General features: G+C 56.4%; 21 protein-coding genes and 1 tRNA gene. 5 read left to right on the forward strand and 17 right to left on the reverse strand.

Annotated elements, in window-relative coordinates; genetic code table 11:
- Positions 1-204: 204 nt before the first annotated feature.
- Positions 205-375 carry a hypothetical protein gene (locus LU196_RS02830; protein ID WP_007887091.1) on the forward strand — a complete coding sequence of 57 codons (171 nt, stop codon included), beginning with the start codon at positions 205-207 and terminating at the stop codon, positions 373-375.
- Between the two features lie 109 nt (positions 376-484).
- On the forward strand, positions 485-724 hold the full coding sequence (locus tag LU196_RS02835; protein ID WP_232758209.1) for a hypothetical protein: 240 nt from the start codon (positions 485-487) through the stop codon (positions 722-724).
- Between the two features lie 126 nt (positions 725-850).
- On the opposite strand, the gene LU196_RS02840 is transcribed toward LU196_RS02835, so the two are convergent.
- From LU196_RS02840 to lldP, 4 genes are all read right to left on the reverse strand, one after another.
- The gene (locus LU196_RS02840; protein WP_232758210.1) at positions 851-1,279 is read right to left on the reverse strand and encodes an OsmC family protein; all 429 of its coding nucleotides are present in this window, start codon (positions 1,277-1,279) and stop codon (positions 851-853) included.
- Between the two features lie 73 nt (positions 1,280-1,352).
- Complete coding sequence (gene lldD, locus LU196_RS02845) at positions 1,353-2,525, reverse strand: FMN-dependent L-lactate dehydrogenase LldD (protein WP_232758211.1); 1,173 nt, start codon at positions 2,523-2,525, stop codon at positions 1,353-1,355.
- Positions 2,522-3,310 (reverse strand): transcriptional regulator LldR, encoded by a 789-nt coding sequence (gene lldR / locus LU196_RS02850; protein ID WP_232758212.1) that lies wholly within the window; start codon positions 3,308-3,310, stop codon positions 2,522-2,524. The genes lldD and lldR overlap by 4 nt, the downstream gene beginning before the upstream one ends.
- A complete protein-coding gene (gene lldP / locus LU196_RS02855; RefSeq protein ID WP_232758213.1) occupies positions 3,307-4,959 on the reverse strand; it encodes an L-lactate permease in 1,653 nt (550 codons plus the stop codon). The genes lldR and lldP overlap by 4 nt, the downstream gene beginning before the upstream one ends.
- A gap of 1,616 nt (positions 4,960-6,575) precedes the next feature.
- On the opposite strand from lldP, the gene dbpA reads away from it, so the two are divergent.
- The 3 genes from dbpA (at position 6,576) to LU196_RS02870 (ending at position 10,896) form a co-directional block, all read left to right on the forward strand.
- Positions 6,576-7,955, forward strand: a complete 1,380-nt coding sequence (gene dbpA, locus LU196_RS02860; RefSeq protein WP_232761548.1) for an ATP-dependent RNA helicase DbpA — start codon at positions 6,576-6,578, stop codon at positions 7,953-7,955.
- 125 nt (positions 7,956-8,080) lie between these two features.
- A complete protein-coding gene (locus LU196_RS02865; RefSeq protein ID WP_232761549.1) occupies positions 8,081-9,043 on the forward strand; it encodes a chemotaxis protein in 963 nt (320 codons plus the stop codon).
- Between the two features lie 299 nt (positions 9,044-9,342).
- Positions 9,343-10,896 carry a methyl-accepting chemotaxis protein gene (locus LU196_RS02870; protein WP_232761550.1) on the forward strand — a complete coding sequence of 518 codons (1,554 nt, stop codon included), beginning with the start codon at positions 9,343-9,345 and terminating at the stop codon, positions 10,894-10,896.
- A 1,346-nt stretch (positions 10,897-12,242) separates the two neighbouring features.
- Here the strand turns inward: LU196_RS02870 and LU196_RS02875 are convergent.
- The 13 genes from LU196_RS02875 to proB form a co-directional block, all read right to left on the reverse strand.
- Positions 12,243-13,532, reverse strand: coding sequence for an HAAAP family serine/threonine permease (locus LU196_RS02875; protein WP_232761497.1), 1,290 nt, complete (start codon positions 13,530-13,532; stop codon positions 12,243-12,245).
- Between the two features lie 405 nt (positions 13,533-13,937).
- Entirely contained in the window at positions 13,938-14,933 is a 996-nt protein-coding gene (locus LU196_RS02880) for a glycosyltransferase family A protein (protein ID WP_232761496.1), read from the reverse strand.
- The gene (locus LU196_RS02885; protein WP_232761495.1) at positions 14,930-16,240 is read right to left on the reverse strand and encodes an oligosaccharide flippase family protein; all 1,311 of its coding nucleotides are present in this window, start codon (positions 16,238-16,240) and stop codon (positions 14,930-14,932) included. The genes LU196_RS02880 and LU196_RS02885 overlap by 4 nt, the downstream gene beginning before the upstream one ends.
- An 891-nt stretch (positions 16,241-17,131) precedes the next feature.
- Positions 17,132-17,207, reverse strand: a tRNA-Thr gene (locus tag LU196_RS02890).
- Positions 17,208-17,406: 199 nt separating this feature from the next.
- Positions 17,407-19,155: a glycosyl hydrolase family 28-related protein gene (locus tag LU196_RS02895; protein WP_232761494.1), complete on the reverse strand. Its 1,749-nt coding sequence runs from the start codon at positions 19,153-19,155 to the stop codon at positions 17,407-17,409.
- A 45-nt stretch (positions 19,156-19,200) separates the two neighbouring features.
- Entirely contained in the window at positions 19,201-19,392 is a 192-nt protein-coding gene (locus LU196_RS02900) for a hypothetical protein (RefSeq protein WP_232761493.1), read from the reverse strand.
- Complete coding sequence (locus LU196_RS02905) at positions 19,355-19,648, reverse strand: hypothetical protein (protein WP_232761492.1); 294 nt, start codon at positions 19,646-19,648, stop codon at positions 19,355-19,357. The genes LU196_RS02900 and LU196_RS02905 overlap by 38 nt, the downstream gene beginning before the upstream one ends.
- Positions 19,645-19,989, reverse strand: coding sequence for a hypothetical protein (locus LU196_RS02910; RefSeq protein ID WP_232761501.1), 345 nt, complete (start codon positions 19,987-19,989; stop codon positions 19,645-19,647). Before LU196_RS02910 ends, LU196_RS02905 begins: the two co-directional genes overlap by 4 nt.
- A gap of 2 nt (positions 19,990-19,991) precedes the next feature.
- Complete coding sequence (locus LU196_RS02915) at positions 19,992-20,459, reverse strand: glycoside hydrolase family protein (protein ID WP_232761491.1); 468 nt, start codon at positions 20,457-20,459, stop codon at positions 19,992-19,994.
- Positions 20,460-20,624: 165 nt separating this feature from the next.
- Positions 20,625-20,903 (reverse strand): hypothetical protein, encoded by a 279-nt coding sequence (locus LU196_RS02920; RefSeq protein WP_232761490.1) that lies wholly within the window; start codon positions 20,901-20,903, stop codon positions 20,625-20,627.
- Positions 20,904-21,314: 411 nt separating this feature from the next.
- Complete coding sequence (locus LU196_RS02925) at positions 21,315-22,043, reverse strand: S24 family peptidase (protein WP_370640958.1); 729 nt, start codon at positions 22,041-22,043, stop codon at positions 21,315-21,317.
- Between the two features lie 353 nt (positions 22,044-22,396).
- Positions 22,397-23,650 (reverse strand): glutamate-5-semialdehyde dehydrogenase, encoded by a 1,254-nt coding sequence (proA, locus tag LU196_RS02930; protein ID WP_232761500.1) that lies wholly within the window; start codon positions 23,648-23,650, stop codon positions 22,397-22,399.
- A 10-nt stretch (positions 23,651-23,660) separates the two neighbouring features.
- Positions 23,661-24,764 carry a glutamate 5-kinase gene (proB, locus tag LU196_RS02935; RefSeq protein ID WP_232761488.1) on the reverse strand — a complete coding sequence of 368 codons (1,104 nt, stop codon included), beginning with the start codon at positions 24,762-24,764 and terminating at the stop codon, positions 23,661-23,663.
- Positions 24,765-24,976 lie beyond the last annotated feature (212 nt).

A 24,976-nucleotide genomic window follows, 5' to 3' on the forward strand; every position in this document is an offset into this window, starting at 1 on the left:
CTACTCCATTAGGTTCGTTAGGCTGCACAGTTTAGCCCAAATTACGCGGCGTTGACGCATTCGGCTGGCGATAATCCCCGCAGTCGCACCGTGCCGTTGCGCATGGCGATCATTGACGATTTAAGCGTTTAGCTATAATGGTTTTAAAAGGGAACACGCAGTCACACATTCCGTACCACGCGAAGGTGTTAAAGGAGCCTGAACATGCTGATTGGTTTTGTGTTGTTAGTGAGCGCATGTGGTCATGACGCCTGTGACGCCTTGCCGGTCTCTGAGCGTATCTATCCCACTAAGGTAGCCTGCGAGCAGATGGCCGATCGTATTCATAAAGTTCGCCCCAACGTGGTGTTATTGTGTGGCGAAGTCCACCGCTAATCCCGTGACAGCGCGTTAACTTTGTACAAAAAGACGCCAGGGCGCTTGCAGGATTTGCGCCTAACGTTCAAAATATAAGCCGCTTTACACTATCACCGTTGTGAATCCCATGAAAAATACGCGCCCCCGCCGTCCGCATGGACGTTGGGTTTATTACATTTTATATGACGGTATTCTCTGGCCTTGTCCGGTACGCTGGGAGTGGGAAAGCGGCTTCGGCGGCTGGCTGCCGTTTTATTACTCGCCAACCTTTGAGTTTGTGGCGGGCGACCCGCGTAAAGCCTACCGTATTGCACGTCACAATGTGCGCGGGTTGCGCGTGCCCGAAGCGCAGGACGAGTACGCCTGAGCGTCCTGCAGGCACACCACAGTTTCTTTGCGGCTCGCGTTGTAAGCGCGCCTCTCCCCAGCGAAAAAGCAACGATGCGCCCGTAGGCGCACCGTGTTATCTCTCGCTGATATCCTTACAAGGCGATCAATTATTTAGCGTGTAATCCAGCGTGATCTCCGCATTCAACACCTGCGAAACCGGGCAGCCGGCTTTGGCTTTCTGGATGATCTCGTCAAATTTAGCGCTATCAATGCCCGGCAGTACAACGGTGCTGGTCAACGCAATTTTGGTAATGGCAAAGCCATCGCCTTTCTTGTCCAGCGACACGTCGGCGGTGGTATCGATGCTGGTCGGTGGGTGTCCCTCCTGGCCAAGCATCAGCGACAGCGCCATTGAAAAACAGGCGGCATGGGCTGCACCGATTAACTCTTCCGGGTTGGTGCCTTTTTGCCCTTCGAAACGGGTGTTAAAACCATAAGGTTGCTGATTCAGCACACCGCTTTCGGTGCTGACTGTGCCTTTGCCTTTGATGTCACCTTCCCAATGGGCCGATCCTTTCTTGTGAATGGTCATGTCGTTCCTCCTGTTAGTCAGACAGGTAAAGAGTATAGACAACCTCGCGGGTTTTGCCGGGTTCGCGCACCGCTTAGGGCGCGTTCAGCCCCGCCTCTTTTAACAGCATATCGGCTTGTACCAGCGCATCGCGGCCGATTTCACGGATCGACTTCACGCCAGTCAGGGTCATCGCCACGCGCATCTCTTTTTCGACCAGCGTCAGCAGATTTTCCACGCCCTGCTGCCCGTGCGTGGCCAACGCATAAATAAAGGCGCGCCCCAGTAGCACACTGTCCGCACCCAAGGCGATCATGCGCACGACATCCAGTCCGTTACGGATGCCGCTGTCGGCGAGCAGCGCGATCTCCCCTTTGACCGCATCGGCAATGGCGGGCAGCGCGCGCGCGGTGGACAGCACGCCATCCAGCTGGCGTCCTCCGTGATTCGACACCACGATGCCGTCTGCACCAAAACGCACCGCATCGCGTGCGTCTTCCGCGTCCAGAATCCCTTTGATCACCATCGGGCCATCCCAGAACTCGCGGATCCACTCCAGATCTTTCCACGAGATTGACGGATCGAAATTGGCTGCCAGCCAGCCAATATAATCTTCCAGTCCGGTAGGCTTGCCGAGGTAGGCCGAGATGTTGCCAAGGTCGTGCGGACGACCGTTGAGCCCCACATCCCATGCCCACTGCGGATGCGTCACCGCCTGCCAGTAACGACGCAGCGCCGCATGCGGGCCACTCATGCCGGAATGCGCATCGCGGTAGCGTGCGCCGGGCGTCGGCATATCCACCGTAAACACCAGCGTGGTGCAGCCAGCGGCTTTGGCGCGCTCCAGGGCATTGCGCATAAAACCGCGATCGCGCAGCACATAGAGCTGAAACCACATGGGCCGATCGATAGCGGGCGCAACCTCTTCAATCGGACAGAGCGACACGGTGGAAAGCGTAAACGGGATGCCCTTTTTCGCCGCTGCACGCGCCGCCTGCACTTCGCCACGCCGCGCATACATGCCGCACAATCCCACCGGTGCCAGCGCCACCGGCATGGACAGCGTCTCGTTAAACAGCGTAGTTTCGAGGCTAAGATCGGACATGTTCTTCAGCACCCGCTGACGCAGCGCCACGTCAGAGAGATCGGCGACGTTGCGCGCCAGCGTATGCTCCGCATAGGCGCCGCCGTCCAGGTAATGAAACAGAAAAGGCGGCAATTTACGCTGTGCGGCAGCGCGATAGTCACTGGCAGCCGAGATGATCATCCATTGTTCTCCTTGCGATTCTCTTTTATCTGGCCGGGTAGCCGCGTAATGCGCGCCTGCCGGGCCTCATCTTCATGAAGGGATTTCAGGGTGGTGTGGACAAAGCCAAGATGATCCATCGCCGCCTGACGCGCGGCCTCAGCCTCTCCGGCCATCACCGCGTCAAACAGCGCCTGATGCTGCTCATTGAGGCGATTAAAAATCACCGGCTGGGTGTACATGCGCTGGCGGCTATGCAGCACCGACGATTGCAGCAAATCAAAAAAGCCGCGCATGGTGTGCAGCAGCACCACGTTATGCGAGGCCTCGGCAATGGCGAGGTGAAAGCGCAGGTCAGCCTGGGCGGCGAGATCGGGATCGTCACAGTCATGCAGCTTGAGCAGCGCATCAAAGGCGAGGCGTAATTTCTCTTTGTCCGCCTCGGTAGCGCGCATGGCGGCATGCCAGGCGGTGCTAGCTTCAATGGCGTGGCGCGCTTCCAGAATATCCCAGCGGTAGTCAGGATCGTCCGCCAGCAGCTGACGGATGGGCTCCACAATCTGCTGCTCAGCCCAGGGTTCGCCGGACGCGCTGACCCAGGTTCCGCCGCCGCGTTTGCTGGTTAACTCGCCGCGACTGATCAGCTGCTGGATCGCCTCACGCAAGGAGGAGCGCGAGACGCCCAACATCGCCGCCAGCTGACGCTCCGCCGGCAGGCGCATGCCGGGCTGCAAATGCTGTGCGTGAATCCAGGCGCGCAGGCGATCGCGCAGCGTGTCGCCTGCACGGGGCGTGTCGAGGGTCATGGGATCATCCAGGTCAAGACATACGCCTGAAGCGTGGTAATCACGCCAACCAGGCAGGTGAAAATCAAGCTGTGCTTGACGGTAAAACGGAACAGATCCGACTCTTTGCCTACCAGACCAACCGCCGCGCAGGCAATGGCGATCGACTGTGGCGAAATCATCTTACCGGTGACGCCGCCGGTGGTGTTGGCCGCCACCAGCAGCACATCCGATACGCCAATCTGCTGGGCCGTGGTGGCCTGCAATGCGGCAAACAGTGCGTTGGAGGACGTGTCCGAGCCGGTGAGAAACACGCCGAGCCAGCCAAGGAACGGAGAGAAAAACGTGAAGGCGCTGCCCGTGTGCGCCAACGCCAGCGCCAGCGTGGCCGACAGGCCGGAATAGTTGGCGATAAAGGCAAAGGCCAGCACCATGCCAATGGAGTAAATCGGCAGCGCCAGCTCCTTCAGCGTCTCCGCGAACGTATGCAGCGCCGCCGCGGGCTTCATGCGCAGCCAGATAATTGACAGGAGTGCGGCCACCAAAATGGCGGTGCCGGTGGCCGAGACCGCGTCGAATTTGAACAGGGCGGGATACGGGGTCGCCGCGCTGACCACCGGCGGCATCCGCGCAATGCCTTCATGCAGCAGCGGCACCGGCACGCTTAGCACCCAGTCATAGAGCGCGCCCCCTTTGGCAAACAGCGCCTTGAACGGCGGAATGCTCCACAGCGTGACCGTGGCGGTCAAAAACAGAAACGGCATCCACGCGCGGATGATCTGCGCCAGCGAATAGCGCACCGGCGCAGTGCTCGCTTCATCCTGACGATTTTTTTCATCAAAGCGGAAAATGCGTACCGGCTTCCAGCGGCGCAGAAACAGCGTCAGGCAGATCAGCGACGCCAGCGAAGAGATGATGTCTGGCAGCTCGGGGCCGAGGAAATTTGAGCTCAGAAACTGGGCCAGCGCGAACGAGCCGCCCGCGACCATCACCGCAGGCCAGGTCTCTTTAACGCCGCGCCAGCCATCCATGATCGCCATGATCCAAAACAGCACCACCAGCGTGAGAAATGGCAGCTGACGCCCCGCCATCTGTCCGATGTGGAAGCTGTCCAGTCCGGTGACCTGGCCTGCGACAATAATCGGAATGCCCATGGCGCCAAACGCCACCGGCGCGGTATTGACGATCAGGCACAGCCCCGCGGCGTAAAGCGGGTTGAACCCCAGCCCTACGAGTAGCGCGGCGGTGATCGCCACTGGTGCACCAAAGCCCGCCGCACCTTCCAGAAAGGCACCAAACGAGAAGCCGACAATCAGCATCTGCAAGCGCTGATCGTGAGTGATTGAGAGAATCGAGGCGCGAATGATATCGAACTGGCCGGTTTTCACCGAGATTTTATAGACAAACACCGCCGCGACGATGATCCAGGCAATCGGCCACAGGCCATAGAAAAAACCAAACGCCACCGACGCCAGCGCCTGCCCCAGCGGCATACCGTAGAGAAACAGCGCCACCAGCAGCGCAATCACCACCGTCGCCGTTCCCGCCAGATAGCCTTTTAACTTGAGTTTAATCAGCGCAAAAAAGAAGAACACAATCGGGATCACCGCCACCAGGCTGGAGAGCCATAAATTATTGAGGGGATCGTAGTTTTGTTGCCATACCTGCATGCCGCTGTCTCCAGAGATGACCTGTTCATTGCCGCGCAACGGTTAGAGGCATTGCACCAGCGTCTCACCTCCGCCGCAAATTGGTAGGACCAATCTAGCCATGGAAGCGCTATGGCTGAATAGTTAACGGAGTGTTAATGCAACGCAACGGGTTGGCGGAGGTATTTTGTGCATCTGTGATAGGGGAAGCAGGGTGAAGGGGGATTGGTAGGACCAATTGGGGCCACGGGCTGTGGCGGGGCTTTTGCCGCAGGCAGCGGCAGGTGCTTTTGCCACAAGCCGTGGCGGGGCTTTTGCCGCAGGCAGCGGGCCACAAGCCGTGGCGGGTGCTTTCTCGCTGGCGCGGAGCGACTTTCGTTCGCCACAGGCTGTGGCAGGTGCCTTTGCCGCGTAGCGGCGACCGAGCAGAGGGCGCCAGGCCGCGCCCTCTGCACTCCCCGGCCCTGCGCCAGCCCCGCTCGCCGCTGCGCGGTGCCTTCACTCCCTCAGCCTTCCTGACGGACCGGCGTCGATTCGCTCCTGCTCAACGCCGCCTCTCGCGGCATCCATGCCGCTCGCCCTGGAAGGCCTCACTCGTTCAGCGAGTGGGGATGGCGCTTCACAACCCCCGCTGCACGCCATGATTTTTTTGTAGCAACCGCGTGGCTTTAAGACTTTTAAGTAACACCCTGCCCATGCGGCGTTAAGAAAACCCATCTTTCGTGTTTTTGACTTTAAACGCCAGTGCGTGGCTGAAGACTTTTAAGTAACACCCCGCCCGTGCGGCGCTGAGCAAACCCATCTTTCGTGTTTTTGAGTTTAAACGCCAGTGCGTGGCTGAAGACTTTTAAGTAACACCCCGCCCGTGCGGCGCTGAGCAAACCCATCTTTCGTGTTTTTGACTTTAAACGCCAGTGCGTGGCTGAAGACTTTTAAGTAACACCCCGCCCGTGCGGCGCTGAGCAAACCCATCTTTCGTGTTTTTGACTTTAAACGCCAGTGCGTGGCTGAAGACTTTTAAGTAACTCCTGCCCGCGCGGTGTTAATCAGAAGCCCTATCTGGCTTTTGTCTTCTGTTTTCTGTCTTTTTCAGCCAGTCACTGTCTTCGCAGACCAGCCTACGGCCCCCCCAGACAACACCGCACAGAAAAAAAGAAAAGATACCCACAGGCGGGGGTGTTGAGCGCCATCCGGAGCGCCGAACGGAGCGTGACGGCCAGGACGAAGCGGCATGGATGCCGCTGAGAGCGCGGAATGAGCCAGGGATGGCGAATCCGCGCGGTCCTTGAGGCCGTTGCGGCGGAGTGAGGGAACAGCGCAGGCTGGCGCAGGGCGCGGATTGCAAAGGGCCGCGCCCATCGGCCCTTTGCCCGTACGCCGCAGCGGGGCGGATGAAACTGCCGTGCGGTTAGCGGGCGGAACCCGCTCAGAGCAATGCCGACTGAGCGGCCGGAACCCGTGCAGGGTTAAGTAAAGACCGGCATAGCGGGCCGGAACCCGCTCACCCTTTACCGGCTTGAGCGGGCCGGACTCCCGCAGCGACTGGCCAGCGCCCTGGCCCCTATTCCCCATTGATGCGCGCTGCCCTTTCTGCCAGACTGACCGCCGCAATCCTTCCCGCTATCAGAGACATTTCCGTGACCGCTTTTTCTACCCTGACGCAACTGCCCGCCAGCCAGCTCGACAACCTGCGCGAGATGGGATTTGACGCCATGACGCCGATCCAGGCCGCCTCCCTGCCCGCGATTCTTGCCGGACGCGATGTCCGCGCGCAGGCGAAAACCGGCAGCGGCAAAACCGCCGCCTTTGGCATTGGTTTACTGCACCGCATCGACAGCAGCCGCTTTCACACCCAAGCGCTGGTGCTTTGCCCTACGCGCGAACTGGCCGATCAGGTCAGCAACGTGCTGCGTCAGCTGGCGCGCTTCACCCGCAATATAAAAATTCTGACCCTGTGCGGTGGGCAACCCATGAGTGCGCAGCGCGACTCGCTGGCGCATGCGCCGCATATTGTGGTCGGTACGCCGGGACGCATTCTCGACCACCTCAAGCGCGATAACCTGGATCTGGCGCAGCTGGATACCCTGGTGCTGGATGAAGCCGATCGCATGCTGGAGATGGGCTTCCGCGACGACATGGAAGCGATCATCGGCTTCACGCCGGAAACCCGTCAGACACTGCTGTTTTCAGCCACCTGGCCTGACACTATCGCCAGCCTTAGCCAGCGTTTTCAGCGCGATGCGCTCGCGGTCGCCACCGAAGAGAAAACCGAGCTGCCCGCTATCGAACAACAGTTTTTTGAAGCCAGCCCCAGCGAGCGCAGCGCGTTGCTCTGTGCGCTGCTCAGCCAGCAGCAACCGGCATCGTGCGTGGTGTTTTGCAACACCAAGCGCGAGTGCGATGACATCGCCGCCGTGCTCAACGATCGCGGCATCAGCGCCGAAGCACTGCACGGCGATTTAGAGCAGCGCGACCGCGAGCGCGTGCTGATCCGCTTTGCCAACGGCAGTATCCGCGTGCTGATTGCCACTGACGTTGCCGCCCGTGGCCTGGATATCAAATCGCTGTCACTGGTGGTCAACTACCAGCTTGCCTGGGATCCTGAGGTGCACATTCACCGCATCGGCCGTACCGGGCGCGCCGGAGAGCAAGGGCTGGCAGTGAGCTTTGTCGCGCCAGACGAAATGGTGCGCGCCAACGCGCTGGAAGCGTACCTTAATCAAAAACTTCGCTGGGTACCCGCCGCTACGCTGAAAGGCAATAGCACGCAGCCGCTGCCTGCCACAATGATGACGCTTTGCATCGATGGCGGTCGTAAAGCGAAGATCCGCCCTGGCGACATTCTCGGCGCGTTAACGGGTGAAGCGGGCTTCCGTGGCGATCAGATCGGCAAGATCGATCTGACGCCAACCCACGCCTATGTCGCGATTGAAGCCGCGCAGGCCAAAAAAGCGCTGATCAAATTAAAAGAGGGCAAGATCAAAGGCAAAAGCGTACGCGCTATCCTGTTGAAATAACCCTTTTGCGCGGTGGCTCACGCTGCCGCGCGAAATTTCCCCTCCCCTCCCTGCATTTTTTCTCTTCTCTGCCGATAAGTTAAACACTGCCCTTTTCTCCTGCCCGGATTTCGCTTGAGGCCACAATGGATAATTTTCAAAAAGAGATCGATGAACGCGCCAACCTTGCGCTTTCTAATAAATTCGAACTGCTGTTGTTTCGCCTCGGCTCCGATCGGCTGAAAGGCAAATCAGAACTGTACGGCATCAACGTCTTTAAACTGCGTGAAATTGTTCCGATGCCGCCCATCACCCGCGCGGCAGGTATGAACTCTCCGCTGCTGGGTATGGCCAGCATTCGCGGTCAGTTTATTCCCGTGATCGATCTGCCTGCGGTAACGGGCTGTAAGCCTGAGACCGGGCTTAATCTGCTGCTGGTCACGGAATATGCCCGCAGCACCCAAGCTTTTGCGGTGGAGTCGGTAGAGAATATCGTGCGTCTCGACTGGAGCCAGGTCCACACGGCGGAAGCGGGCATCAGCAGCCGCAACATCACCAGCATTGCCTGTCTGGACAGCGATGAGCAGACCAACAGTCTGGCGCTGGTGCTGGACGTTGAACAGATTTTGTATGACATCATTCCGTCGGTGCGCGGCGTCGAGCCGGGCGAAGAGACGGTGAAGAATTTCAACCTGAAGCCGGGCCAGGTGGCCATCGTTGCCGAAGACTCGAAAGTGGCGCGTCAGCTGCTGGAGCAAGGCCTGAAGAGCATGGGCATTCCCGCGCTGATGCATAACACTGGCCTGGAAGCCTGGATTAAAATCAACGAGATGCAAAAAGAAGCGGCGGCGGCAGGCGAGTCAATTCACGACAAGATTGCGCTGGTGCTGACCGATTTAGAAATGCCGGAAATGGACGGCTTTACCTTGACGCGCAACATCAAACGCGATGAAACGCTGCGCCACATTCCGGTGGTTATCCACTCTTCGCTCTCTGGCAGCGCCAACGAAGATCACGTGCGGAAAGTGGGTGCCGACGGCTACGTGGCGAAGTTTGAGATCAATGAGCTGTCCAGCGTCATTCATCGCGTGCTGGCGAAAACCAAGTAATTTCTCTCTTTTTCATCAAAAGGCGCTCAGGCGCCTTTTTTTACGTCTGTCCCGCCTGAAACGCGCCATTTCACTTAGTTTCACACCGTGAATATCACTTATAGAAATGTGATAGAGATCTAAAAAGTTAAAGTTAAAACATTAGCAACCGATAACTTAAAACGTTTGCTAGACCGTTTTTCAGACGGCCCCGCATCTCCATTTCATTTTTTTCCAATACAAAACAGTGACCTGATACGGATTGCATTGTGGCCTTTCCGTGATGAAAACATCAATTTTTGGCATTACAGGGAGAACAAATGTTGAGCTTAAAGAATATGAAAGTTGGCATACGGCTGGGCATCGCCTTTGCGCTGGTGGTCACGCTGTTGGGCGTGGTCGGCGTCACGTCAATCATGAAAATCAACAACATCAAATCGGGCATTACGTCGATCATTGAAGATCGCTACGTCAAAGTCCGCTTGGGCTTCGATGTGCGTGATGGCGTTAACGATCAGATTAAATACCTGCGTGGCATCGTGATCGACACGCTGCGCCCGCAGAACAATGTGCAGCGCTACCAGCAGCTCAATGAAGCCACCGAGCGCACCAATCGCGCGATGAAAAAAATTGAGGCGATTCAAGTCACGCCTATAGGGAAAAAGAAAATTGCCGGCCTGCTCACAGCCAGTAAGCTGTTTGAGCAGCAGAAAGAAGAGGTACTCAAGCTGGTGCGCGACGGCAAGCTCGACGACGCCAGCACTTACGTGCTGAAAAAAATCACCCCTACCCAGAATACTTACCTCACGCTTGCCGAGGCGTTTGCTAACTCGCAGTCGGATCAGCTACGTAACGAAGGCGCAAACATTATTGATGACGGATCAACCGCCATTGAGATTACGCTGATCTTCTCAGCGATCGCGATCGCTGCCGCCGTGGTGCTGGGCTTTATGCTGACGCGCTCTATCGTGCGTCCGTTGAATGAAGCGATCACCGTCGCGGAGAAAGTGGCAGCGGGCGATCTTAGCTCGCGCATTGAGGTGAATGGCAAAGATGAGACTGCGGTGCTGATGCAGGCGCTGCAAACCATGAACGATAACCTGCTGACCATTGTGTCTAACGTGCGTGCGGGTTCTGACACCATTGCCGTGGCATCCAATCAGATCTCCAGCGGCAATATCGATCTCTCTTCCCGCACCGAGCAGCAGGCCAGTTCACTGGAAGAAACGGCGTCCGCCATGGAGCAGATGACCGCCACGGTGAAACACAACGCCGATAATGCGCGCGAAGCCAATCAGCTGGTCGCTACCACCTCCACCGTGGCGCGTGAAGGCGGCGTGGTGATGGAGCAGGTGATTGAGAAAATGGAAGCAATTACCCTTTCTTCCAAGAAGATCGTCGATATTATCAGCGTGATTGACTCTATTGCCTTCCAGACCAATATTCTGTCGCTCAACGCCGCCGTGGAAGCGGCCCGCGCCGGAGAGCAGGGTCGCGGCTTTGCCGTGGTTGCGACGGAAGTGCGTAATCTGGCCCACCGCTCTGCTTCAGCGGCAAAAGAGATCAAAGTGCTGATCGAGGATTCGGTGGTGCAGGTTGATGAAGGTAGCCGCCTGGTGACACACGCTGGCTCAACCATCGGTCAAGTGGTCAACAGCGTGAATAGCGTGGCGAACATCATGAGCGAAATCACCATCGCCAGCAGTGAGCAGAGCAGCGGCATTAGCGAAATCAATCAGGCAATTACGCAGATGGAAGCCGTCACGCAGCAGAACGCCGCGTTAGTGCAGGAAGCGTCTGCCGCGTCACAGGCATTGCAAGAGCAGGCCGATCGCCTGGCCCAGTCAATGAGTGTGTTTAAGACCGCAGTGTAAGGGCGGGTCGGACGCTGAGCGGGGGCCGGCCCGCTCAAGCCGGTACATTATGAGCGGGTTCCGGCCCGCTCAAGCCGGTTTTTAGTTGCGCGGGCTCGCGCATTAGCCGCTGCGCTGGTCCGGCTACTCAGCCGATATGGCCCTGAGCGGGTTCCGGCCCGCTATGCCGGTATGACTATGAGCGGGTTCCGCCCGCTAACCCTGCGGGAGTTTCATCCGCCCCGCTGCGGCGTACGGGCAAAGGGCCGAGGGCGCGGCCCTTTGCAATCCGCGCCCTGCGCCAGCCTCCGCTGTTCCCTCACTCCGCCGCAACGGCCTCACGGACCGCGCGGATTCGCCATCCCTGGCTCATACCGCGCTCTCAGCGGCATCCCTGCCGCTTCGTCCTGGCCGTCACGCTCCGTTCGGCGCTCCGGATGGCGCTCAACACCGCCGCCTGTAAGGGCTTTTTTCTTTTTTCTGTCTGGGGTTGCCTGGGTGGCCGTAAACGGGTCTGCGAAGACAGTGGCTGGCTGGAAAAGACAGAAGACAGACATTAGAAACGGCTTCTGGTTAACACTTCGCGGGCGGGAGGTTGCTAAAAAGTCTTTTCAGCAACGCGCTGGCGTCTAAAGACCAAAAACGCGAAAAAAGGTTGTTACTTAACGCCGCGCGTGCACCTTAAAAATCTTACCGCCATGCGGCGGCTGCGAAAAAAGTCATGGCTTGCAGCGGGGGTTAATAGCGCCATCCCCACTCGCTGAACGAAGGAGGCCTTCCAGGGCGAGCGGCATGGATGCCGCGAGAGGCGGCGTTGAGCAGGAGCGAATCGACGCCGGTCCGTCAGGAAGGCTGAGGGAGTGAAGGCACCGCGCAGCGGCGAGCGGGGCTGGCGCAGGGCCGGGGAGTGCAGAGGGCGCGGCCTGGCGCCCTCTGCTCGGTCGCCGCTACGCGGCAAAAGCATCTGCCATTGCCATGGCGAACGAAAGATGCACCGTGCATCGCGCCAGCGAGAAAGCATCCAGCCGCTGCCTGCGGCGAACCCACCCTCTGCTCGGTCGCCGCAGCGCGGCAAAGGCACCTGCCAGTGCCATTGGCGAACGAAACACGCTCCGTGCTAGCGGAAAGCACCGCAGCCACTGCCCGTGGCGAATCTACCCTCTGCTCAGTCGCCGCAACGCGGCAAAGGCACCTGCCACAGCCTATGGCGAACGAAAGTCGCTCCGTGCCAGCGAAAAGGCACCCTGCCGCTGCCTGTGGCAAAGGCACCTGCCACAGCCTGTGGCGAACAAAAGTCGCTCCGTGCCAGCGAAACGGCACGCCAGCCGCTGCCTGCGGCAAACGCCCCGCCACGGCCCGTGGCCCCCCTACTGCATTAACGAATACGCAATTGACGAAATCGCTAATAGCCCACTGATGGTCACAAACACGTTACTGATCTTTCCGCTGTACTGGCGCATGGCGGGCACTCTGTGAATGGCATACATCGGCATCAAAAACAGAATCATCGCGATGATGGGGCCGCCCAAGGTTTCAATCATCCCGAGAATACTGGGATTTAGCGTCGCCACCAGCCAAGTGGTGAGCAGCATAAATCCGCTCGTCAGACGATTCAGACGCTGCGGAGAAATCGACGTACCACGACTGCGCAGTGATTTCACGATGAGGCCGTTAAAGCCTTCACGCGCGCCAAGATAATGCCCCAAGAAAGACTTAGTGATCGCCACGATAGCCACAATCGGGCCAAGCCAGGCAATGATGGGCGCGTTAAAGTGATTGGCCAAATAAGAGAGAATCGTGATGTTTTGCGACTTGGCCGCCGCAAGATCGGCGGGCGACAGGCTCAGCACACAGCTGAACACAAAGAACATCACGGTGAACACCATCATCAGGTGAGCGCGAGCAAGAATGCGCGAACACCGTTTCTCGGCCCCGGCTCCGTACTCTTCACGTTTTGCCACGGCAAACGAAGAGATGATCGGGGAATGGTTAAACGAAAATACCATGACCGGAATGGCGAGCCACAGCGTCATTAAAATACCGTGCCCGCCGCTCTGCGCGGTGAGCGTCAGGGTGTCCAGCGCGGCGCCGTGCCAGTGCGGCACTAAATACGCGGCCATCAGCATCAATACGGCGACAAACGGAAACACCAGCACGCTCATGGCCTTAACAATCATCTGCTCACCAAAGCGTACCACCGTCATCATACCCACGATCAGCAGCAGAGAAAGCACGGCGCGCGGGGGCGGCACCAGGCCCAGCTGATGCTGCATAAAGCTCTCGACCGTATTGGTAATGGCGACGCTGTACATCAGCAAGATAGGATAAATAGCGAAAAAGTAGAGCAGCGTAATCAGCTTGCCTGCGCCGACGCCAAAATGCTCCTCAACCACATCGGTAATATCATCACCCGGCTGTTTGCCAGAGAGCACAAAGCGCGTTAGCGCGCGGTGCGCGAAGAAGGTCATTGGAAAGGCAAGCAGCGCCATGATGATCAGCGGAATTAAGCCGCCAGCGCCCGCATTAATGGGCAGAAACAGCACGCCGGCACCTACGGCGGTGCCATACAGACCCAGCATCCAAACGGTATCACTCTTGCGCCAGCGCTTTGCGCTGACCTCAACCGATCCCAGGGTATCGGTTTGTGCGTTGCCCATCACTCTCTCCAAAATCACATGCTTCAGAAAAACACGACCCTCTACAGGCCGCAAACCCTGTTCACTGCGCGGGCACATGCTATACGTTTTTTCCGTGCGGCGGGGACTCAAACGCAAGCGTGACGTCACAAAGGCAACAAAAATGCACGATATGGCGATTAAATAATCAAAAATGCACAAATTACGCAGGCAATCGTTTGCTATACCTATTTCACCTTAGAGAGCGGCGGAGTGCAAGGCGGTATAGCAGGAAGGTCATCGCAGAAAGCGGCAGCGGTGTGCTGTTGCCGCAGTGGCATAACGTCAGCAAGCGTGAAACTCTCCCGGTCACTCGCCTCTTGGTCATCAGCGTGCTGCGCGACGCTTAAGATGCACCACAGAGAAGAATGCCGGGAGAATGTCACCTCAGAATGCTCGCATCCTGAAGAGTGCATAAAGGAAATAGTAAGCTGTGAGCGTGTTCAAATTCATTATCACGTATTTTAATTTTTCATTTTTATTAAGCAGGATAAAAATACCTTTTGAATACTTCCCTCGCTTAATTTGATTAATCTCCTGACCAATGTCCGCAGAAGAAAATTTGGAGTGATACATTGCCGTAACGATTTGCATATCCAGCGCCAGCACGCGCTTAGAAATGCCTTTCAGAAAATGATCAAGATCGCTATTTTGATACCTCTCTACCAAACCATCATAAAGTGCAATCAGCGCTTGTTTTCTGACTTTTAATTCACTGTATTGCACTTTTTTCTTGGAGAGCGATCCTGCGACATCTTCATAATGGTAAGCAGCACCGCGCGTCACAAGGAAATTATTCAGACAACTAAAAAATTTCAGATTAAACAGGAGATCCTCACTCATGGAGATGCCTTCAATAAAGCGCAGATCTAATTCTTCAATGATCGCCCGGCGATAACATTTGTTGTGCAGGTAGCCAATATTATCGCTCATCTCCAGATCGCCCAATACGTAAGGGATCTCTTCTCCGTGGAAAAACCCCGCCATGGAGACCTTTCCAACGCGGCTATCATTGAGATTTCCCACCAGCATATCGACGCTTTCATTAGGCAAATCATCAAGATTCTGTTTGAAGAGCATTAAAAAATTATCATCAACCCAATCATCGGCGTCAAGGAACAGCACATAGTCGCCGCGCGCGCGCTGCAGCCCACTATTACGCGCGGCGCTGACACCACCGTTTATTTGATGAATGACATTGATTTGCGGATAGCGGCTAAAGTCGTCCGCGATACGAGCGCTTCTGTCCGTGCTGCCATCATTGACGACCACCACTTCAAAATTACTGTAGGTTTGATTCATTACGCTAGATAACGTGCGCCTGAGGGTTTGCTCAGCGTTATAAACGGGAATGATAATACTGAACAGTGGTTTTTCATTCATGATAAACTCTCTTTGCTATCTGAGGTTTTGTAATGGGTTAATAACAGCCATAGTTTCCTGGGGTTGAAAAAAACTTGGTGAATCCGAATAACAGGTTGCGCCGAGAAGAAATAATTAAGCAGCGAGAATGAAACAAACTCCGTAATAACCACGCTCATCGCGGCACCGGTTAAACCGAATACAGGCACCAGTGCGACGGACGAGGCAAGACAAACCAGTAACACCACAAAGGTCTTTTTGACTAAAAAGCGGTAGCCGTTGTACTTAATAATGAAACGGTCCATTAAGCTGCTTAGCACGCCGCACATAGCACCGACGCTTAGCAAGAGCGTGGGCGCAACGGCATCCAAATAAGCCTCGCCGTAGAAGTGGCGGATAAACCATCCCGAGAGCAGCCAGATCGCTAAAATCACCACGCCCGAGACGCCGACCACCAGCAGGTGCAGTTTTTGCGCTTTGACAATCGACTGCGCATCATCGCGCTCGGCAAAAAATGCCGGGAAAAAGGAGGCCAGCAGCGCATTCGGTAAAAACACCCATGCGGTAGAGAGCGTCATCGCTACCGCGAAGATCCCCGCCTCTTTGACGCCGAGGAAATACGAGACGCTGAGCTGGTTCACACGGGTATAAATGGCAATCGCAATCACTGAAAACACCAGCGAGATCCCCGATGCCAGCATATAGCGCGTATATTTTTTCAGGTGACGCCGCGGCGGCACGGCCACCGCATGACGCTGGTGGCGCATAAAGATCAAAAGCTTAATGCTGAAAGGCAGCAGCGTAGCCAGCACAATAGGGATCGCCAGGTACTGCGGATTCAGCGCGTAATAGGAGATAAAGAAACGCACGCCCAGGCTTATCGCCAGCCCGATGACGTTGGCGATCACATTCAGACGCGCGTTGAGCATCGCCTCGTTATAAATATTCACCAGATCCAGCGAAGAGAAGAGGCACGCTAGCGCAGCCGCAATAACAAAGACCAGCGCGTCTCGGCTCCATGTCTCGCCCATGATAGCCATGCCACCCGCGGCTAACGCGCTGTAGATAACCATGACCAACATGAACGTGGTCATCATCAGGCGGATGCCGGATCGCCGGTTTTGCGCAATACGCTTGAGCAGAATGACATCGCTGCCCATAATCGCCACGGATTGAATAAACTGGAACACCAGCATGGCAATAGAAATAATGCCAAACGTGGTTGGCCCCACATACTTCGCCACATAAGACGTCACGAAGATTAAGCCAAATATTGCGATCAGCTTTTCAGCGATCATCCACATTGAATTCTTTAATTTATCTTTCACAACACAACCTCAATACTTTGTCTCGTTAAGCCTGATTACGCGTTTCCTGTAACAGGCTTAACATTGATATCCGACTTATTTCAGAATTTCCTTAACCCGCTAAACAGCGCGATTAATATCCAGAATAAGCCTCATCAAAATAAGATTTTCGCCAGCGAAATAAGGCTGGTTAACGCTAAAAAAGCCAACGTGCTGGCAGACAGACGATACGGCTTTACCGCACGGTGCATGACAAACGTACTTTTTAGACATAAAAAGGGCCGAGGTATTTAAAAAAATACCTTTAAATACAAACAGATAAAATTAAACCGTTTTACTTATTGTGTAATCTGCTTTGTCACAAAAATACGATGACAGAGATAAACATGGGCAATCGCGTCACAGCGACACTGCAATCACTTTCGGCCCTTTTGTTTATGCACGTCGTCATTACCCTTATTGTTGTTTACCCTGCCCGCCTTCTGCCGCGACAGCGCATTCACGCACAGCCCAGGCCGCGGTGACGTAATGGCATTCAGGTGTTAACCACAAGACTGCAATAGCCTGCGGCCTTTAAATGTGCGATCGTGTTCAAAACTCTTGTCACCATTCTTACCCCGCTCGAGGGTAATATCAATGGCTCCCCGTTTATTACGGAATTTACTCAGCGGGGGAAAATTTAATTAGCATGGTAAGACATTAACGGCCATAAACAGCGCCGAACCCTATTGATTAAAAATACAGGTGAATGGCGTTAAGAAATATCCACGCAAAACGCCACGCGCACGGCCAGCAGGTTCACGTACTCAGTAAGGAAACGCATGGATGCGCGATGCAGTGACGTGACCGGGGTGGCTCTGCCACAAATCAGTGGATGGATGGCGTAAACGATGGATACGTTATTGAGTTAACTGGTGCCGGTAATAGGAGTCGAACCTACGACCTTCGCATTACGAATGCGCTGCTCTACCAACTGAGCTATACCGGCAATGAGAGGGATGCTGCGGGGAAATACCTTAGAAAAATCGGGAGGATGAGTCAAGACACCGCGATGCAGATGCCGCTTTTTTCAACATTTTTCACCCTAACAAGAAAAGTCTGCCCTGTCTGATGAAAACGCATGCACTCACCGCACAATGTTAAAACGAAAAAAGGCGAGGCCGCCGCCTCGCCAAACGTGCTGGTCCTCAATCGTAATAAGGGAGTTTACGATCGACACCATTAATATTGACCAGCACAAAGCCCGTTGGGGTGGTTTTATTGGTTGGCGTACCTGCGGCCGTCGCCACGGTCAGTACGCCCTTTTCATTCGCGCCAATGCCGGCCAGCCCGTTGTGCAGACCAAAACGCGCGGCCGGTTTGAACGGCCCCAGCGTCGTGGTGTCGCTGACCAGTGAAAAATCGGACTGGAACAGCGAGCAGGAACCGGTATCAAAGCGCGTCGGACCGGTACAGGTAAGGTTCAACAGCGTATCGCCACTGTTGGCGCGCAGTTTTACCCACACTACGGCGTAGGTGGTGCCGACGCGGTTATAGCGCATATCGAGGATGGACGGCTGCCCCATATGGTAGGCATCGGCCCATACCGTTTCCAACCGCTGCAGGTTGATCCAGGTTTTTCCGCTGGCGGGCACGTTTACCGGTGAACCGGCGGTGCCGGTCGGCTGCGTGCCATCGGCCTTGCTGATGAACTCCATCACCCACTGCTGGTTAGCATTCGGGAAAAACACCGTCCCGACCCGATACCAGTTATCCGTGCCGGTATTGTTGGTGATTTTATGGCCGCTAAAATAGCCGGCACGCAGCGATCCAGAGAGGAAACTGCCGTAGCTCTCATCGCGGCGATAGCCATACTCAAACGTTGAGAGCCATTTGCCGGGCGCCAGATCGGTGGAGACTTTACCGCCGGACTGCACGTTGATTTGACGCATCAGCACGCGGGCATTATTGAGGTTGAATGGATTGACACAATCCTCAATATTCAGCGTGTCGATGGTCCAGCCGCCATCGGAGAGATCGCCGGGATTGCGCGTGTGTTCAATCCATACGTTGCGCATGATGCCCTGCGTACAGCGCGGCATATATAGCGTGGCGTCACCGTAACCGTTCTGGAAATTACAGTTACAGATCTCAATCGCCGTGGAGTGATCCCACACGCCGTTGGGTGAGTTGGACCAGCCCACGTCAAAGACGCGGCCGTAGGTGGAGACGGTAAAGATCTGATCAAACTTGCTGTCGAGGGTATCCAGCAATTTAATCACGGTACCGCCGTTGTTCTGCGCGCGGAAACAGTAAATGTTGACCGTTTCGCCTTCGATGCAGGTATTTTCGAAGAACGGCTGCACGTTGGTGCACATCTCGGCGGTGATCGTGCCTTTGTTGGCGGTGATGTCGGCGGACGCCTGACCATTCCAGGTAATGCCTTTGATGGCGGTACGGCGCGCCTTCACCTTGAAAACGGGACTGGCGCTCTTATCGGAAATGATTGACGTGCGCGGCATCGCGCCCAGCTCGACGTCGTCACCCTGTAGGCCAAAGAACGGGATTTCACTGGCGCTGATATCAATGGGCGAAATCAAAAAGCGCCCGCCCGGGAAACGCACCGGTAAATCCTTGATCACCGCGTTGTAGTTTTGTGTCCAGGTCAGCATTCGCTTGAATGCCTCGGTGTCATCCGTCACCCCATCGCCTTTAGCACCAAAGTGGTAAACGTTAATGTCACCGGGATTGTTGATGATGCGCTTCCAGTAGAAACCGCTGCCCACCGCCAGCGTACCGCCATCGTCAGTCCCCGTGGGCGTGCCGGTGAAGCCGACAAAATCACCGCCGCCGCGGAAAGCGGAATCTTTATCGGCGTAACGTTTCAGCATGGCGATATCACCCGCTTTGGTGGGCGCAGTGGTACGCAGTTCAGCAAAAGAGTTTACTTCAATCATGGTCGCCTCCTCGGCATTTCAGGTTGGTTATGCAAAGCAGTGCGATCAGCGCGATTGTGCCGGTTGGGCGCAGTGCCGATCCCAGAGATCGTTATGGTTGTTGATGGCACGCACGGTACGGATATCCATGCGTTCGGCATCGTGGCCATGGGTATACAGCGGGGAAAACAGGGTGCAGGCGGAGTCGATAACCTGCGGTTCAGGGTTGGTGGTACTTCGACTGCTGCAGCTTGTCACGAGCGGCAGCGTCATCAAGATTACGGTTGGCAACTTCCACACGTTTGGCCTCCTCACGCAGCTGCTGCTGCTGCTGATTTACCGCCGCGGCCTGCGCGGCCTTGTTTTCGGCGTGTTCAACATCGGCGCGCGCTTTTTGCTGCACCTTGCCGATCTTTTTGCCGCCCAGATAACTCGCCACCAGCGCGGCCACAATGCCTGCCAGCGCCGCGAGCCAGTGCCAGCTACCGCTCAACAACGTACTCACTAGCGTCATGGTTTTGCCTCCAGCGCTTGCTTCTCCTCAACGAGCTTTTTCTGGCGCACAAACTGGGCCAGCACGCCCATCGCCACCAAAAACGCGCCGATTAGCCCCAGGTAGTTGTGAGGCAAAATCGCCTTCACGTCCTGCGGCAGCGCGTTCCAGGCATCGAGCGCTGAAGCAGGAAACGACTGCGCCCAGGCGCTGAGCATCGATCCCAGCGACGCCAGCCATACCGACCAGGTTTTGAACAGCAACCGCGCGTGCCTGACAAACTCCAGCGTGGTAAAGCGCTGGAGCAGCAGCAGCAGCACAATGGCCGCCAGTACCGCGATCACAAACATTGTCCAGCGCAGATTCATAGCAGCCCCCGATAAATGTCATAGTTGCCGCTGCGCATGGCTTCGGCATGGCGGCGCACGCGGCCCGGCGTCTGGACGGCCCAGCGGCTATCCAGCATGGCGTTGGCGGCGGCGTTAAAATCATCCTGCGTAATGGCGGTCAGCATGCTGCGAAACAGCGCCAATCCTTCGACGCCAAGCTGATACGCCATACTCACCAGGACATCGCAGCGCGCCTCGTTACACCGGGTGAGCGCCTGCTGAATCAACGGGCGCTGCTGCATTTGGGCGAGCGTCTCGTCAACCAGACACTGCTTCCATATATCCCCCACTTTTCGCGGCACGCGGAAAATGTAGTGGCTGAGTGCGGCGCCCTTCGGCCCAATACGAATGCCGCCCGCCACGGTCGGGAAGCCTTCCGTGTCGAGATAAGGCGTTTCGCGATATCCCTCTTCAAAGTTCAAAATGGCGATAACCTGACTCATAGCGTCTCCTCATTAACGGGCGTATTGGCCAAAAAGCGCCCCGTGGCAGGCAATACATCACGCTTGCCATAGGGTGCGATTCACGTACCTGGCCTACACACAAGAAAGGTTTAACAGTGAAATAGCCGGCGATGTTCCGTACAAAACTGGAGAACAGGCGCGGGATTAGCGCACGGCGTAGAGGTGAACCTGGGGCAAACAGCAGTTGTCGAAGCTAGGTTTTATGGCGCGGCGCGGGCTCGGTGCCATCACCGCGCGATCCACGCGCGGCTGCGTTTCGCGCTGACAAATACGCTCGGCGGTGCGAAGCGTAGGATGGTCAGGCTCAATGCCAAGGGCGGTGTCGAGGCTGCGTTTCAGGCAGCTAAGGGACTGTCGGCGTCGATGCCGCCGGGTGCGTGCGTTGCCAGTAAAAACGGATTTGCCGTAATGAATAATCGCCATAACTCCTCCTGTGAATGAGTCTTTGGCGATGGGGTGGCAAACGCGGCGTTCCGGCTGGAGCCAGAGCATCCGTAGTTCCACTGGAATCACTCGCAGCGCATGTCCCCGGCGCGACAAGCGGCCAGGTAAAAGCAGAGGAGAGTGAGGACAGAAGGCAACTGACGACGCTGCTAAGTGCGTATCCACCCCATCCCAAAATCCACTGACTTTGGGTGGTTGGTCTCGCGCTTGTGCAGCGCCTCAATTGTTTAAGAGCGGGCTCATCCGGGAGCAGTGATGTTATCCATCCATGCTCAAATTATTAACAGGTTCTAATACATTGGCAAACACCGACAGTTAATTTTTTATTCACCATCAGTTAAATTTTTGATTTCAGCCAGAATATTTTTTTCTCCATTGCGCCACGCAGCCTCATCCCAGAATCTGATAGCCACCCGCCTGACTCAGGATCACCCGTGCCAGTACCTGCAGCGAGGCCGCTTCATCCAGTGTCAGATACCAGGTTTCGTAACGCTTGTTGTCCGAGATCACCGCCACACGTTTGTGCTGCAGCTGCAGCCGCTTGAGGTAAAACTTGTCATCCAGCGTGAAGAGGTAGATGCCATCACCGTCGAAGTCGTGCACGCTGACATCCACAAACAGCTGATCGCGCGGCGCAAAGGTGCTGGCCATCGAGTCTGAGTTAATGGCAATCAGACGGATATGCTCTGCCGGACGGCCGTTGAACAGCGTGCGCGCCTCATCCAGGCCATACTCAATGGCCTGGATGGTTTCCACCAGTTCATCACGCGCCGCAATGCCCTGCGTGCTGTGCTGCCCGATATCGAGGCTCTCCACGCGAAAGCGTCGTTCAGCAATCAGCGTGCGCTGGCTCAGGGCCGGCTCCGGTGTTTCCATACCAAACTGCAACCACTCAACCCGTACACCCAACAGTTGACTCAGCGCCAACAGATTCCCGTCATCGGGGATCGATTGCGCGTTAAACCATTTCCAGACCCCTGGCGCAGAAATCTTGCATCCCTTTTGCTGCAAGGCCTTTGCGACCTGTTTATTTCGTCCGTGTCCGCTGATTCCCGCGCTGTCACATGCGGCAATTAGCCTGGCAGTAAAGGCTTGCTTCGTACTCTCTTTTTTAACCATCAGTTAATGTTCTGCCATCAGTAGAAAGCTGAATGTTCTTTTCTTTTTTGCTGCCAGTTCATTTTATATTACCGTTAGTTTACTACCCAACCGCTTTTATCACTGAATCTGGCCAATCATTATCCCCCGCTCCCTAATGGAAACCCGTGATCGCGGCCTGAAAGCCTGTCTATCAAGGCTTTTCAAGATTGTTCTGTGCGGGCGCGAGCCGCCCTTAAAATAAAAAATGGGTGAAAAGCGCTCTGCGCGCCACAGATGACAGTAATAATTCAAAATTCTCTGGTATTCGCTGGATCGAAAGCCAAAAAAAAGAGCACCGTTTCCGGTGCTCACCTGGTTTATCCTGTTGCCTTTCAGCGACGCAGCGTATCGTCGCCCCAGCCAATCCATTTATAGGTGGTGAGGGCTTCCAGTCCCATGGGGCCGCGGGCATGCAATTTTTGCGTACTCACCGCCACTTCGGCACCGAGTCCAAACTGGCCGCCATCGGTAAAGCGCGTGCTGGCGTTGACGTACACGGCGGACGAATCCACCCGATTCACAAAGCGGTTCGCATTTCGCTGACTGCGCGTCAAAATGCCGTCAGAGTGCTGGGTACCGTGCTCACGAATATGCGCAATCGCGTCATCCATATCGTCCACCAGCTTGACGTTAAGATCGTTCGACAGCCACTCGTCATCGTACTCCCGATCGTTGACCGCGACCACGCTCGCCGGGCCATCTTGCAGCAGCGCCAGCGCGTTGGCATCGGCGTGCAGCGAAATGTTTTCTGCCGCCATGCGCTGCAGGAAAGCCGGAATGAAGGTTGCCGCCAGATCGCGGTGGAGCAGCAGTGTTTCCAGCGAATTGCACGCGCTAGGGCGCTGTTTTTTCGCATTCACAATCACCTCAAGCGCCGGTTCAGTCTCCATGGTTTCATCAACGTAGAGATGACACACACCGATCCCGCCCGTGATCACCGGAATGGTGGACTGTTCGCGGCACAGCTTGTGCAGCTCTGCCCCGCCGCGCGGGATCAGCATATCCACATAGCGATCCAGCTTCAGCAGCTGATTCACCAGTTCGCGGTCAGGATTTTCAATCGCCTGTACCGCGCCAGCCGGCAAACCGTGCTCTCGCAGCGCGTTTTGGATCACGCGCACCGTGGCGGCATTGGTGCGCCACGTCTCTTTGCCGCCGCGCAGGATCGCCGCATTGCCGGTTTTCAGGCACAGCGAGGCAACGTCAACGGTGACGTTAGGACGCGCTTCGTAAATAACACCAATGACGCCAAGCGGAACGCGGCGTCGCTCAATGCGCAGACCGCTGTCTAGCATACCGCCGTCAATCAGCTGCCCGACCGGATCGGCCAGGCGACAGACCTGACGTACATCATCGGCAATGCCCTTAAGGCGCTGCGGATTCAGCGTCAGGCGATCCAGAAGCGCCTCGCCCATGCTGTTCTGGCGCGCATCGGCTAAATCCAGCGCGTTGGCCGCCAGAATCGCTTCACCTTCGGCTTCCAGCCGTTCGGCAATGGTGTACAGCACCTGATTTTTTTGTTCGGTCGACAGCGCAGCCAGTTCCCAGGACGCCGCGCGCGCCGCTTGTCCCATTTCGTTTAACATCATCCCCTCCTTAACTGACGATCATGTCGTCGCGGTGCACGGCGACCGGGCCATACTCATATCCCAGGATGTCGCTGATTTCCTGGCTGTGATGCCCGGCGATCATCCGCATCGCGTCGCTGTTGTAGCGCGTAACGCCGCGCGCAATATCGCGGCCTTGCAAATTGCGAATGCGGATCACTTCACCGCGTGAGAAGTTGCCCTGAACCGTGCGAATGCCCTTCGGCAGCAGCGAGCTGCCGCGCTCCAGCACCGCAGACAGCGCGCCGTCGTCAATGGTGATCTCGCCCGCGGGCGGCGCGCCGAATAGCCAGCGCTTGCGGTTTTCCAGCGGCGACTGCTGCGCGTGGAAGCGCGTGCCTACCGGCTTGCCATTCAGTACATCGCCGATCACGTCCGGGCGGCTGCCCGCAGCGATAATCACCTCAATGCCCGCGCGACAGGCCACGTCCGCTGCCTGCAGCTTGGTGGCCATGCCGCCGGTGCCAAGACCCGACACGCTGCCGCCCGCCAGCGTGCGCAGCGCGTCATCGATCTGGTGCACATCGCCAATCAACGACGCGCTAGGATCGGTGCGCGGATCGGCGGTAAATAAGCCCTGCTGATCGGTGAGCAGCAGCAGTTTATCGGCGCCGCCCAGCATCGCGGCCAGCGCCGAAAGGTTATCGTTATCGCCTACCTTGATCTCAGCGGTGGCCACGGCGTCGTTCTCGTTAATCACCGGCACAATGTGGTTATCCAGCAGCGCACGCAACATGTCGCGCGCGTAGAGGAAACGTTCACGATCTTCCATGTCGGCACGGGTCAGCAGCATCTGTCCGATGTGAATGCCGTAGATGGAGAAAAGCTGTTCCCACAGCTGAATCAAGCGGCTCTGCCCCACCGCAGCCAGCAGCTGCTTTGAGGCGATGGTCGGCGGCAGTTCAGGGTAACCGAGGTGTTCGCGCCCTGCGGCGATAGCGCCCGAGGTCACGATAATGATGCGGTGACCCGCCGCGTGCAGCTGTGCACACTGACGAACCAGCTCCACCATGTGTGCACGATTCAGCCGACGCGAACCGCCGGTCAGCACGCTGGTACCCAACTTGACCACAAGGGTCTGACTGCCACTCATGTTTTTCCTGCCATTGTGAGAAAAAATTCTGCGAACGGACGTTTTAACAGGAGTGAACGATTAAGCCAACACTGACGGGGGGAAAAGCCTAAAAATCCCCTGACAATCGCTTAGACCAAAAGTTCGCAGTTAACAAGAAGCGCGTAAAACTGTCATAAATCTTTCATCGCCGCAGGGTAAAACGTCCCCGAGTTTTACAAAACCTTTCACGG

The organism is Pantoea sp. Mb-10, assembly GCF_021272205.1.
Taxonomy (GTDB): Bacteria; Pseudomonadota; Gammaproteobacteria; order Enterobacterales; family Enterobacteriaceae; genus Pantoea.